The organism is Pseudomonas sp. 13159349, from assembly GCF_013305685.1.
Classification (GTDB): Bacteria; Pseudomonadota; Gammaproteobacteria; order Pseudomonadales; family Pseudomonadaceae; genus Aquipseudomonas; species Aquipseudomonas asiatica.
In genome coordinates this window covers 3077468-3089675 of record NZ_CP045553.1, presented here as the reverse complement: position 1 = coordinate 3089675, position 12208 = coordinate 3077468, and the positions used below count along the sequence as shown (strand labels likewise).

General features: G+C 63.0%; 10 protein-coding genes and 1 riboswitch. Of the genes, 5 read left to right on the top strand and 5 right to left on the bottom strand.

Translation table 11 applies throughout. The features are described 5' to 3' along the window. Positions 1-31: 31 nt before the first annotated feature. Both GEV38_RS14555 and GEV38_RS14550 read right to left on the bottom strand, forming a co-directional pair. Positions 32-1015 carry an SCO family protein gene (locus tag GEV38_RS14555; RefSeq protein WP_043936156.1) on the bottom strand — a complete coding sequence of 328 codons (984 nt, stop codon included), beginning with the start codon at positions 1013-1015 and terminating at the stop codon, positions 32-34. Positions 1016-1171: 156 nt separating this feature from the next. Continuing rightward, positions 1172-4564 (bottom strand): Ig-like domain-containing protein, encoded by a 3393-nt coding sequence (locus GEV38_RS14550; protein WP_015270364.1) that lies wholly within the window; start codon positions 4562-4564, stop codon positions 1172-1174. A gap of 225 nt (positions 4565-4789) precedes the next feature. Continuing rightward, positions 4790-4904: riboswitch (TPP riboswitch) on the top strand. Between the two features lie 79 nt (positions 4905-4983). Here GEV38_RS14550 and GEV38_RS14545 point away from each other — a divergent pair. From GEV38_RS14545 to GEV38_RS14530, 4 genes are all read left to right on the top strand, one after another. Beyond that, entirely contained in the window at positions 4984-5631 is a 648-nt protein-coding gene (locus GEV38_RS14545) for a TenA family protein (protein WP_015270363.1), read from the top strand. Beyond that, positions 5628-6290, top strand: coding sequence for a thiaminase II (gene tenA, locus GEV38_RS14540; RefSeq protein WP_043935631.1), 663 nt, complete (start codon positions 5628-5630; stop codon positions 6288-6290). Before GEV38_RS14545 ends, tenA begins: the two co-directional genes overlap by 4 nt. Positions 6291-6468: 178 nt before the next feature. Further along, positions 6469-7710, top strand: coding sequence for a cytosine deaminase (gene codA / locus GEV38_RS14535; protein ID WP_015270361.1), 1242 nt, complete (start codon positions 6469-6471; stop codon positions 7708-7710). 228 nt (positions 7711-7938) lie between these two features. Continuing rightward, positions 7939-8931 carry a DNA-binding protein gene (locus tag GEV38_RS14530; protein WP_054573276.1) on the top strand — a complete coding sequence of 331 codons (993 nt, stop codon included), beginning with the start codon at positions 7939-7941 and terminating at the stop codon, positions 8929-8931. 113 nt (positions 8932-9044) lie between these two features. Here the strand turns inward: GEV38_RS14530 and GEV38_RS14525 are convergent, their stop codons facing one another. Both GEV38_RS14525 and GEV38_RS14520 read right to left on the bottom strand, forming a co-directional pair. Next, the gene (locus tag GEV38_RS14525; protein WP_054573277.1) at positions 9045-9296 is read right to left on the bottom strand and encodes a hypothetical protein; all 252 of its coding nucleotides are present in this window, start codon (positions 9294-9296) and stop codon (positions 9045-9047) included. An 8-nt stretch (positions 9297-9304) separates the two neighbouring features. Further along, positions 9305-9805, bottom strand: a complete 501-nt coding sequence (locus GEV38_RS14520; RefSeq protein WP_013972651.1) for a DUF4142 domain-containing protein — start codon at positions 9803-9805, stop codon at positions 9305-9307. Between the two features lie 152 nt (positions 9806-9957). Between GEV38_RS14520 and GEV38_RS14515 the strand changes: the two genes are divergently transcribed. Continuing rightward, positions 9958-11526, top strand: coding sequence for a sensor domain-containing diguanylate cyclase (locus GEV38_RS14515; protein ID WP_054573278.1), 1569 nt, complete (start codon positions 9958-9960; stop codon positions 11524-11526). A 132-nt stretch (positions 11527-11658) separates the two neighbouring features. Here GEV38_RS14515 and GEV38_RS14510 read toward each other — a convergent pair whose 3' ends face one another. Further along, positions 11659-12168 carry a GNAT family N-acetyltransferase gene (locus GEV38_RS14510; protein WP_054573279.1) on the bottom strand — a complete coding sequence of 170 codons (510 nt, stop codon included), beginning with the start codon at positions 12166-12168 and terminating at the stop codon, positions 11659-11661. Positions 12169-12208: the final 40 nt, after the last annotated feature.

Here is a 12208-nt window from a genome sequence, read left to right as displayed (position 1 = left end):
TGACAGCCTAATGACTGGTGGCCAATTGCCTTTAAGGATTTCCCTTATCGGCCAGCGGCGTCTGCAGGCGCGCAGTTTCTTCCTCCATGTAACTCATCAGCGCGCTGACTTCGGTATCGCCCAGGCGCATGTTGGGCATGGCCACGCGGTTGTATTGTTCGTACAGCAGCATGGCCAGGGGGTCTTTCTGGGCCAGCATCTGGTCGGGCTCCTTCAGCCAGCGGGTCAGCCAGTTGGCATCACGCTGGCGGGTCACGCCGAGCAGGTCGGGGCCGATGCCGGGTTGTCCTGGCTCGGCATTGCCCAGGGTGTGGCAGGACGAGCAGCGGGTACGGAAGAGTTGCTCGCCACTGCTGGGTGCGCGCACCTCGGGAGCCTGGGCGTAGTCATTGGCCATGGCACTGGCCTGTTTCCAGTTGTGCAGGCTGTTGCCCAGGCGGTCGGCGAGAATGTACGGGTTTTCGAAGGGCGAGGCCTTCATCCAGCGGCCGGTGGCCTGGTTGCCGATGATCAGGCTCAGGTTGTGGTCCTTGGAGCGGCCGTTTTCCAGGCCATCGATGTACAGACCCAGGCTGCGGCGCAATTGTTCGATATCGGCCGGCTCGCCGGTGAGCAGCGTCCAGCCGGGGCCGATACCAAACTTTTCGGCGTAGCGCTTGAGTGTGGCGGGGGTGTCGTTGTAGGGGTCGATGCTGATGGAGTAGAGGAAGATGTCCTTGCCGACCCGGTCACTGAGGATTTTCTGCACCTGGCGCAGGCGCGCGGTTTCCACCGGGCAGGAGTCGGAGCAGCCGGTGAAGATGAAGTTGATGGCGACCACCTTGTCCTTGATCAGGTCGTCGAAGAAATGCACTTTCTCACCGTCCTGGGTGAGCAGCGGGATGTTGGGGAAGTAATCGGCGCCCCAGGGAGTTTCAGCTTCCTCGGCCACGGGTTGCTGTGGTTGCAACGGCCAGAACGGGATACTGGCGGCGAACAGCGAGAGCACCAGCAGGAAACGCCATGAACCGGACATGATGCGGTCCTCGTCGATAACGGTATTGGGGCTGCCCTGCAGCCCTATCGCCGGCAAGCCAGCTCCCACAGGTACTGCACAAGGCTTGGAGCCGACGCGGTCGAGGTGGGAGCTGGCTTGCCAGCGATGGGCCGCACAGCGGCCCCCGCTTTTCGATTACCTGATGCTGACTGGCGCCGTCACGCTCTGCCCCAGCGCCGATTTCACGGTCACGGTCGCCGGTGTGGCCGGGCCGCTGCCGGTGGTTGTGGTTGACAAGCGCCAACGGGCGCCGCTGGTAGTGGTACTCAGCGTGGCCGTACCCAGCAGCAGCGGGCCACTGGTGGTTGCCGCAGTCACGGTGATGCTGTTGCCGGTGGCCACCGTGGTGGTGCCCGAAATATCCCAGGTAAAGCGGTTGCCGCTGCGCACCTGCACCGTGGCACTGGTGACCTGGATCTGGTCGACCGCCGCTGCCGGGCTCACCGCAATGCTGACCGTGGCCGGGGCCACCGATTCGGCGCCCTTGGCGTCACGAGCCGTGTAGTTGAAGCTGGCGGTGAACGCTGTGGTTACCGTGGCCGGTGGGACGTAGGTGACCGTGCTGCCGTCGGTACTGGTAGTGCCCTGGCCGGAGTCCGGCTGGCTGAGGCCGACTACGGTCAACGGCAGGTTGTTTTCCGGGTCGGTGTCGTTGGCCAGCACGTTCAAGGTGATCTGCTTGCCGGCCGTGGTAGCCGCGCTGTCGTTGGCCGCAACCGGCGGTTTGTTGGTCGGGTCGTCGTTATCATGGTCTTCGGTGCGGAAGGTCGGCAGCCCAACCGAAGCCACGTACTCCACGCCATCCCAACCCGGTAGTGGGGTCGGCATCACCTGGAACTGGCCTGGGTGTTCCAGGTCCCAGCGCAGCAGCATCGACGAGTCTTCATGCTGGGTGTTGTGGCAATGTTCCATGTAGGTACCGGCGAATTCGCGGAAGCGGATGGCCATTTCCACCTCTTTGGACGAGTCGGTATCCGGCCCTATGCGATACACGTCCTTGCGCGCCCATTTTTCCCATTCTGGCGGGGCCTTGCCGTCGCGACTGAGGATCACGCCTTCCTCGAAGTGCACATGCACCGGGTGGCTCCAGCCATTGCCGCCATTGATGATCTTCCACACTTCCAATGTGCCGTCGCCGCTGAAACCGCCGTCGGTAGACTGCTGGGCCAACTGTGGCGCCGCGTTGATGCGACGTGGGTCCATGGAGTAGCCAAAGCTGCCATCTGTCTTGATGGTCCAGGGCTGGGTGTCGGTACCGTCCGAGCGGCCGAAGATAAACTCGCGATGGCGGGCATCCTTGAGCTTGGCCTGGTCGGTGGCCGAATTACGGTCTATCGGCAGCGGCAGCATTTTCAGGCCTTCGGCCTTGCCCGGTTTGGCCGGCTCATAGGCAACCGGGTCCATGCTCAGGTCCTGGCCGCTGTAGGGCTGAACCACGAACTGCATGAACTTGCCGATCGCCGGGTCGCCGTTGTCCCACTCAGGCCCATTGCTGGTCTGCTTGATTACCGCCTTGTATTTTTCCGACAGCACATCGGCCAGGGCAATGGTACCCTCCGGGCCCTTGCCGCTCTGATGTTCCTCCAGGTTGACCAGGTACAGCTTGTCGCCGACCTTGATGCCGTGTTTGGCGAAGTTGATGATGATGTCGTAGCGTTCGGCGATACCCTGCAGCGGCAGGACGCCGTTGTTGTCCTGCAGGTTGCCGTCACCGTTGAGGTCCATGGTGCCGTCGAACGGCACGGTGTGTTCCATGATGTTGCCGTCGTTGGCGATCATGTGGAACGGTACCCGCGCGTATGAAAGGTTGGAGCCGGTAGGGCCTTTGAACTCGCCGCTGTTGCCGGCGATCTCCCGCACGACGGCAAGCTTCAGGTAGCGCGACACCGAGCCATTGAGGATACGGAAGCGGTAGCTGCGCGCGCGTACCTTGAGCGTTGGCCGGTACTGCCAGTTGACCAGGATCTGGTCGCCGAGGAAGCCATCGGTGTTGAACGGGTTGAACCACAGCTGGCCGTTGGCATCCCAGGCCTTGTCGGCGATCACCAGGTTGACGTCGTAGTCGCGGTTACCCCACGGCATGCCCGAGCCACTGGGGAAACGCAGGTTGACGCCATCCTGCAGGGCCTCGTTGCCGCGGTCCAGGGCGCTGTAGTAGTTCATCATCACGGCGTTGCCCTTGTAGACGTTCTGCGCCGTGAAATCCATCATGTGGTCGTGGAACCAGTGGGTGCTCATGGTTTCGCGCCAGTCACCACGAATCTTGATGCTGCCGTTCTGGCAGGTTTTCAGGCCGGGGTTGGCATCGTTGACGAACAAGGTTTCGCCCGCCGAGCAAGGGAACGCAGCGCGTGGGTCTTCGGCACGGGTGTTGATGGTGTCATACCCAGCCAGTTGCAGCGGCCAGCGGTAATCGTAGTACTGCCCCGGGAAGAAGTAGGCGTTTGCATAGCCATCGCTCTCGGCCGGGGAGTGGCCGTTGTGCTCATGGGTCGAAAGGGTGTGCAGGCCAAACCCGGCGTTGGCCGAGGGGTCGATCGGCAACGCGTTGTAATGGCGCATCAGGATCGGTTGGCCATAGCGCACCATCAGCAGCTTGGGCGGAAAGGTGCCGTCGAAGGTCCATAGCGACTTGTGGTTTTGCAGCGGCATCTTCGGGTGGAAGCGGGTGTCGATGCCCTTGGTGGTGCCCAGTGTGTTCGGGATATCGGAAGTCTGGTAGTACAGGCCGCCCGGGGCGAACTCGCCAACTGCATAGTTGTGCAGCTGCTTGCGGTCACGCAGGCCGAGGTTGATGCGCGCACCGGCCTGGGCGGTCTTGAACCCCGCCTGCGGGTAGAACTCGTTCCAGCGCTGGTGCGACCAGCCTTTTCCTGGTGGCCGGCCTTCCGCAGGCGAACCGACCGGTTGGCGGTTGAGGAACATCTCGATCTGCGCCTTCCATGGGTTGCGGTCGAGCACGTTGGAATACTGGGTCGGGAAGGGGTACAGGCCCGGCTGTTTGAGGAAGGCTTCCAGGGCTGTACCGCTGGGGCCGCTGCGGGCCACCACGTTGGGGTCCTGCGCTGGTGCCGCGCCCAGGGTCGGCACCGGGAAGGTCAGAGTGGGCGGCGGCAGCGTGGGGTCGAGCCTTTCCGTGCCGAATTCCTCGAACAGCAGTAACTGCTGGGTAAACGGCAACGCGCCGAACAGCGGGCTTGGCTTGCCATTGGTGGGGTATTTTTCCCCGGTTTGCAGGGCCGGTGGCAACACGTTGTTTGCGCTTACCGTGTTGCGGTCACCGTAAACGCCATCGGTCAGTTCGAGTGAGCCTTGATTCGCCTCTGGCATGCTATAGAGGTCCAGCAAGGGCTGGGTCGGGTCAGTCGGCTGGTCAGTGTAGGCCGACGGGTCGGTCGGCGGGGGCATGCTGTTGTCGTCCATGGGCGCCGCTGTCGCCGTGACCAGCCCAAAGCCGAGCATCAGCGTAGCGACGGTGGACAGCTGGAATGCATGCCTTGCAGGGTGGATAACGGCAGGTGTTTTCATAGCCTTGCGCCTCGTTTGCGCCGTCATGGCTTTTTGCCCGTTTCTGGGGCTGGAGCAATGGGTGTGCCAACCCAAATACGAGGAATATGTTTCTAAACAAATCCTTGTGGCGCCTGATGCGCGCTAAATGCCACGGCGTCAAAAATGGGTGAGAGCCCCCATTAGTGGGTCACCCATTGCCCACAGATTGGGTGGTGACAGCCGCGGCGCCCTGGGGTATACCTGAGCGCCACCAAGGGGAGCCCGGCAACGGGCTGAGAAACCGCTGGATGCTGTAGCGTGGTGACCCTTCGAACCTGATCCGGATCATGCCGGCGAAGGGATGGGACTTTGAAACCTGCCTTTTTGCCGGCCTCACTGCGAGGCCCGTCCATGCCAATCACCGCGGTCTCGCTGTCACCCCCATCAAGGACAGCAACATGACCGAACGCTTCAGCCAGTCCCTGCGCCGCCGCAGCGAGCCGACCTGGTCGGCGGCCGTTGGCCACCGCTTCGTCACCCAATTGTGCGACGGCAGCCTGCCGGACCCGATCATGGTCGACTACCTGGTGCAGGACCACCGCTTCCTTGACAGCTTCCTGACCCTGCTGGGCGCGGCCATCGCCACCGCCGACACCTTCGAGGCGCGCCTGCGCTTCGGGCGCTTTGCCGGGATGATCTCCAGTGACGAGAACACTTACTTCCTGCGCGCCTTCGAGGCCTTGGGGGTAAGCGCCGCACAACGCAGCGAACCAGCCGACACCGTCCCGACCGCAGGCTTCAAGGCGATCATGCGCGAAGCGGCGGCCACCCGGTCCTATGCGGCCGCGCTGGCGGTGCTCAACGTCGCCGAAGGCCTGTACCTGGACTGGGCGTTGAAGGCGCCAAAGCCGATGCCGGACAACTTCGTCCACGCTGAATGGATCACCCTGCACGACAACCCGGCATTCCAGGACTTCGTTGCCTTCCTGCAAGCCGAACTCGACCGCGTCGGCCCGCAGGACGCCGTGCTGGCGGGTGACTTCTACCAGCGCACCGTGGCGCTGGAGCTGGCCTTCTTCGATGCTGTCTACCCGGAGGATAAATGAGCATGGATATCTTCGACCGCCTCAAGGCTGCCGCCACGCCGCAGTGGAACAGCTACGTCGACCACGAATTCGTGCGCCAGATGGGCGAGGGTACGTTGAGCGAAGCCGCCTTCCGCACCTACCTGGTACAGGATTACCTGTTCCTCATCCAGTTCGCCCGCGCCTGGGCACTGGCTGCCTACAAGAGCCGTCGACCGGCCGACATCCGCGCCGCGCAGGCCGGGCTGGCGGCGATTCTGGATGAAACCGAGCTGCACTTGCGCCTGTGCGCGCGCTGGGGCCTGACCCAGGCTGATATCGAGGCCGCGCCCGAACACCAGGCCACGGTTGCCTATACCCGCTATGTGCTGGACTGCGGTGCCGCGGGTGACCTGCTGGAGTTGCATGTGGCGCTGGCGCCTTGCGTGATCGGTTATGCCGAGATTGGCCGGGCGTTGTCCGAGCGGATTGGCGATCTGAGCAATCACCCGTACCGCGAGTGGATCGCCGAGTATGCCGGCGAGGGCTACCAGGGTGTCGCCACAGCGGCGCGCAAGCATCTGGACGAGCTGGCAGCGCGGAGCATGACCGAGCAACGGTTTGCCGAGCTGGCGGGAATTTTCGGCCAGGCGTCCAGCCTGGAGGCGGACTTCTGGCAGATGGGGTTGGACGGAGCCTGATTTGCTGCCTGCGCCGGCCCTATCGCCGGCAAGCCAGCTCCCACAGGTACTGCACAGACTTCAGGGCTGTGGTTTACCTGTGGGAGCTGGCTTGCCGGCGATTGGGCCAGTAGCAAATACCACAAGGCTTGGGCCACTATGCTGGTAGGGCCACCCGCAAAGCCCAGGGAGAAGCATCATGAACATCATCAACGCACGCCTGCGCGGCAAGCCTGGCCTGTTCCGCATCGAACTCAGCGGCGAACGCATCGCCGCCATCGTGCCCCAGGCCGAAGGGGTGGCGGCGCGCGCTGCCGATGACCTGGATGCCGGGCAGAACCTGGTGGTGGCGCCCTTTATCGAACCGCACATCCACCTGGACGCCACGCTGACCGCCGGCGAGCCGCAGTGGAACATGAGCGGGACCCTGTTCGAAGGCATCGAGCGCTGGGCCGAGCGCAAGGCAATCACCACCCACGACGACATCAAGAACCGCGCAAAGAAGACCATCGGCATGCTGGTGGATCATGGCATCCAGCATGTGCGTACCCATGTCGATGTCACCGACCCCACCCTGACTGCGCTAAAGGCCATGGTCGAAGTGCGTGACGAAGTGCGCCACCTGCTCGACCTGCAGATCGTCGCCTTCCCCCAGGAGGGTATCGAGTCGTACGCCAACGGCCGGGCGCTGATGACCGAAGCGGTGGCCATCGGTGCCGACGTGGTCGGCGGCATTCCACACTTCGAGAACACCCGCGACCAGGGCGTGTCTTCGGTCAAGTTCCTGATGGACCTGGCCGAACGTACCGGCTGCCTGGTGGATGTGCATTGCGACGAGACCGACGACCCGCAGTCGCGCTTTCTCGAAGTGCTGGCCGAGGAGGCGCGGGTGCGCGACATGGGCGCCCGGGTGACAGCCAGCCATACCGTGGCCATGGGCTCGTACGACAATGCCTACTGCTACAAGCTGTTCCGCCTGCTCAAGCAGTCGGGTATCAATTTCGTATCTTGCCCGACCGAGAGCATTCACCTGCAAGGGCGTTTCGACAACTACCCGAAACGCCGCGGCGTCACCCGCGTGGCCGAACTCGACCGGGCCGGGATGAACGTGTGCTTTGGCCAGGATTCCATCGTCGACCCTTGGTACCCGCTGGGCAATGGCAACATCCTGCGTATTCTCGAGGCCGGCCTGCACATCTGCCACATGCTTGGCTACGAAGACCTGCAGCGCTGCCTGGACCTGATCACCGACAACAGCGCCCGCACCCTGAACCTGGGCGAGCGTTACGGCATCGAAGTGGGGCGGCCGGCCAACCTGTTGCTGCTGTCTGCGCCGGACGATTACGAAATGGTGCGCAGCCAGGGGCATGCGCTGGTGTCGGTACGCAACGGCAAGGTGCTCATGCGTAGAACACCTGCCAGGGTTGAACACTACAGCTGACGCTCCCTGCTTCAGCATTCTGCAGCGCCCCGCCGGCTTGAAGCCGAGCGGGGCGCTTTGCTGTCTGGCGTACTGGTTTATCCCCGCGCACAGCTCCCAGGAACCATTAACATGCGATAAGCCGTGATTATTCCACCATAGGAAATGTTTGCACGGGCAATGGCTTGTCTCCATAATCGGTATGTAATTACATGGTACATAACACGGTACAAAATCGTAGGAGCAAGCATGGCCCGGGGCGGTATAAACAAGGTTGTAGTGCAGCAGGCACGTCAGGCGCTGATTGCCCGGGGCGAGAACCCCAGCATCGATGCGATACGTATCGAGCTGGGCAACACCGGCTCCAAGACCACGATTCACCGCTACCTGAAAGAGTTGAACGGCCAGCAACCCGTGGCTTCCGAGGGCGGCATTGCGCTGAGTGACGTGCTGAGCCGAATGGTCGGGCAACTGGCAACCCAGCTGCAGGACGAGGCCGACCTGAAGATCGAGCAGGCCGAAAGCGCCTTCACTCGACAGCGCGAACAGCTGGAGGCACAACTGGCCATTGCCCAGCAGGCACTGGCTGCAGCGCACCAACAGCATCAGATCGATGTGGCCGCACTGGCCGCCGAATCGGAAAAACTGCTTTCCACCCAAAGCACCCTGCAGGCCGAACAGCTGCGCAGTGCCAGCCTCAACCAGTCGCTGGGCGAGCTGCAGGTGCGCCTGGCCGACAAGGACGAGCAGGTAAAATCACTGGAAGACAAGCACCGTCATGCCCGCGATGCGCTGGAACACTATCGCAACGCCAGCCGCGAACAGCGTGAACAGGAGCAGCGCCGCCACGAAGCGCAGCTGCAACAGTTGCAGGTGGAGGTGCGTCAACTGCAGCAAGGCATGATCGTCAAGCAAGACGAGCTAACCCGCCTGCACCGCGACAACGAGCGCTTGCTGGGTGAGCATCGCCAGGCCGCCAGCGCCTGCAGGGCTCAGGACGAATTGCTGGAGCAGCGTGATGCGCAGATCCAGGGCTTGCGCACGATCCTGGCCCAGGCGCAGGGTGCTAGCGAGGAAATGCGTCGGCAGCTGGATGTGCAGGCACAGAGCCTGGAGGCCAGGCGCGACTTGTGCACGGAACAGGCTCGCCAGTTGCGGCAGCTTGAAGAGCAACTCAAGGCACGAGACGAAGCGCTGCACCAGTGTCAGTCGCAGTTGACTGCCGCCAACGCGGCGCAGTAGCTGCGAAGAGGGCCTGTGGGAGCGGGCGTGTCGAGGCGTCGAACCGCCGCGAACACCGGCGGAGCCGGTGCCATACACCGCGTTGGGCCCTTCGCGGGCACGCCCGCTCCCACTCAGTCTTCGGCTTGTCTGGCTGCCTCCACACCTGCCGCCGATAGCTTGATGGGGTAGTTCACGCTGATCTGGTGGTCGCTGCTCACCGCCACGCTACCATCCAGGATCAAACCGGCCTCCTGCAGCGTCTTGAGCATGCCGGCCACGGCTTTCTCGCCCCGGTAGTTGTCCAGCACTTCCTTGCCCAGCCCCTGGGGGTGAGCGTGCAACAGGCGAGTCAGCACTTCGGCTTTCAATGCATCGTTACTCATGGCGGGCCTCACTTGCCGTGTTTGGCCTGAAGCGCCTTGGCATGCTCCAGATGCTGTTCGAGCTTGGGCAGGGTTTCGCTGGCAAAGGCCTTCAATTCAGCCTTGTCGGAAGATGCGGCTTCCTTCTTGAACAACTCCACCGCCTTTTCGTGAGCGTCGACCTGGTTGTTGACGTAAGACTTGTCAAACGACTCCTCTCGCCATTCCAGGATCATTTTCTTGACCTTGTCGGTTATTGCCGCCTCATCGGGTACGGAGATGTCGAGCTTGCGAGCGATGTCGCCGAGTTTCTGATTGGCCTTGGTGTGGTCGCTGACCATCTGCTGGGCAAAGGTCTTGATTTCGGCATTCTGAGTTTTTTCCAGAGCCAGCTTGCCGGTGACCACTTCGGCAATACCGGCCTCGGTGGCCGCTTCGACGAAGTCATCGGAACTCGCCGCCATTGCCTGCACCGATGCCAAGCCCAACACCATGGAAAAACCGACACGCTTGATGAAGAGACTGCTCATGCTTCACTCCTTAAACCGTGGCGCGACCTCAGTGTCGCGTACGGTTGAGGGTGAATGGGGAGCAAAGGTTTAATCTTTTTCCTGGTCGGCTGCGCCCAGGTGATGCTGAACTATAGTGAAACGCGGCGAACGCGGTAAGGCTAGGGATTTCAATGTGCGCAGCCAGGAAGCAGGATGAGGACGGGCTCTTCGCGATAACCGGCGAGGGCCGGGCCGTGGCGCTGTTCCGCCTGGTACTCGCGTTCATGCTGGTGGTGATGCTCGCCTTTGTCGTGGTGGAAGGTTGGCGCATCTGGCGCGACTACCGGCACGCCTTCACCAATGCCGAGAACATGGTCTCCAACCTGGCCCGGGCCACGGCGCAGCATGCCGAAGATGCCATCCGCCAGGTCGACGCAATTACCGCGGCGCTGGCCGAGCGCCTGGAAGGCGACGGCTTCGAGCACATCGACCGGCCGCGCCTGCATACCTTGCTGGTCCAGCAGAAAAGCATCATGCCGCAGTTGCACGGGTTGTTCGTGTATGGCCCGGATGGCAGCTGGATCGTTACCGACCAGGCGGTAGTCCCGCCCAATGCCAACAATGCCGACCGCGACTACTTCATCTACCACCGCGAGCATACCGACCGCGGGGTTCACATTGGCTCGGTGGTGCGCAGCCGTTCTACTGGCGACCTGATCATCCCCATTTCACGGCGCCTGCAATACGCCGATGGCAGCTTCGCCGGGGTGTTGCTGGGCACCATCAAGGTGGATTGGTTCGTACGCTACTACGGCGACTTCAAGATCGACGAACGCGGTGCGCTGGTACTGGCCAAGCGCGACGGCACTATCCTGGTACGGCGGCCGTTCGTCGAACAGGTGATTGGCCGCAGCCTTAGCAGCAGCGAGATCTTCCGCAAGCACCTGCCGCATGCAAGCGAAGGGGTGGCTGAGGCGGTCGCCGTGGTGGACGGTACGCCACGGCTGTATGGCTATCGGGCGCTGGCCAGCTACCCGTTGGTGGTGGAGGCCGGCTTGTCGCGGGAATCGATCGTCGCGCCCTGGCGGCACGATGCGATCAAGTCGGTGGCAGTGTTGCTGCTGTTGCTGGTGGGGCTGGCAGCGTTTGGTGGTGTGGTGTTGCGCCAGTTACGCGAGCGTATTGTCATCGAGCGGGCGCTGCACCAGGCACACCAGACCCTCAAGGCCCTGGCACTGACCGACAGCCTGACCGGCCTGGGTAACCGCAGGCGGCTGGACGCAGTGTTCGAGCCGGAGCTGCGTCGGGCACGACGCCAGGGCTACTCGCTGGCGCTGGTGATGCTCGACCTGGATTACTTCAAGGCCTACAACGACCGTTACGGGCACCCAGCGGGCGACCAGTGCCTGCGGCGCTTTGCCGAGGTGCTGCAGCAGGCACTGAAGCGGCCGGCCGACCTGGCTGTGCGCTATGGGGGCGAGGAGTTCACACTGCTGCTGCCTGATACCGATGTTCGCGGGGCGGAGCTGCTGGTGCAGGAAGTGCAACAGCTGTTGCGGCGTCAGATGCTGGAGCATGCAGGTAGCCCACTGGGCCGGGTGTCGTGCAGTGCGGGGATTGCCGTGGGTGACCTGGCGCGGGAGGGGTGTACGGCCGAGCGCCTGATGGCGGCAGCGGATGCGGCGCTGTACCAGGCCAAGCGCCGGGGGCGGGACGGGTATTGCCTGGCAGAACGTGCAGTGGTGGGCGTAGATGAATAAACGCCCTTGGTTGCCTGTACCGGCCTCATCGCCGGCAAGCCAGCTCCCACGGGAACAGCGTTGATCTCTAGGCTGTCGCTGTACCTGTGGGAGCTGGCTTGCCGGCGATGGGCTGCAAAGCAGCCCCGGGGTCTAGTTATCCACGCCAAGGCGCATCGCACAGCGGCCCTCAAGCCCATGGGCAAGCTCATCGGCCAGAATCTGCTGCAAGCGTGCATCCAGCAGCCCCTCACCGATCACCTCGAACCCCAACTGCGCATAGAACGGCGCATTCCATGGCACATCGGCAAAGGTGGTCAAGGTCAGCTCCCGCGCCCCCGTATGGCGCGCCGCATCGACCACCTGCTGCAACAGCTTGCGCCCGACACCTTGCCCCTGGGCCTCCCGGCGCACCGAAATTTCATGAAGATGCAGCGCCTGATCCTCGAGCCGGGCACAGGCAAACCCCAGAATCCGTCCATCCAGGTCCTCGACCACCCAGCTACCGCCTGCGTCGACGAATTCCCGATGTGCCTCGCAATCCATCACATCCCCTTGCGCCAGCCATGCCAGCGCCGGCCGGGCGGCAAAAGCCTGGGCCGCCGAGCGCTCGACGTCCGGGAGCCATTGAATATCGCGCTCAAGGGTAGGGCGGATGCGCATCAATCAGTCCTTTTCAAGTTGTACGTCCTGGTCTGCCGCC

Excerpts from the sequence above, each read along its gene's own strand:
- GEV38_RS14555 (WP_043936156.1), bottom strand. The coding sequence starts at position 1,015 with ATGTCCGGTTCATGGCGTTTCCTGCTGGTGCTCTCGCTGTTCGCCGCC.
- GEV38_RS14550 (WP_015270364.1), bottom strand. The coding sequence starts at position 4,564 with ATGAAAACACCTGCCGTTATCCACCCTGCAAGGCATGCATTCCAGCTG.
- GEV38_RS14545 (WP_015270363.1), top strand. The coding sequence starts at position 4,984 with ATGACCGAACGCTTCAGCCAGTCCCTGCGCCGCCGCAGCGAGCCGACC.
- tenA (WP_043935631.1), top strand. The coding sequence starts at position 5,628 with ATGAGCATGGATATCTTCGACCGCCTCAAGGCTGCCGCCACGCCGCAG.
- codA (WP_015270361.1), top strand. The coding sequence starts at position 6,469 with ATGAACATCATCAACGCACGCCTGCGCGGCAAGCCTGGCCTGTTCCGC.
- GEV38_RS14530 (WP_054573276.1), top strand. The coding sequence starts at position 7,939 with ATGGCCCGGGGCGGTATAAACAAGGTTGTAGTGCAGCAGGCACGTCAG.
- GEV38_RS14525 (WP_054573277.1), bottom strand. The coding sequence starts at position 9,296 with ATGAGTAACGATGCATTGAAAGCCGAAGTGCTGACTCGCCTGTTGCAC.
- GEV38_RS14520 (WP_013972651.1), bottom strand. The coding sequence starts at position 9,805 with ATGAGCAGTCTCTTCATCAAGCGTGTCGGTTTTTCCATGGTGTTGGGC.
- GEV38_RS14515 (WP_054573278.1), top strand. The coding sequence starts at position 9,958 with ATGTGCGCAGCCAGGAAGCAGGATGAGGACGGGCTCTTCGCGATAACC.
- GEV38_RS14510 (WP_054573279.1), bottom strand. The coding sequence starts at position 12,168 with ATGCGCATCCGCCCTACCCTTGAGCGCGATATTCAATGGCTCCCGGAC.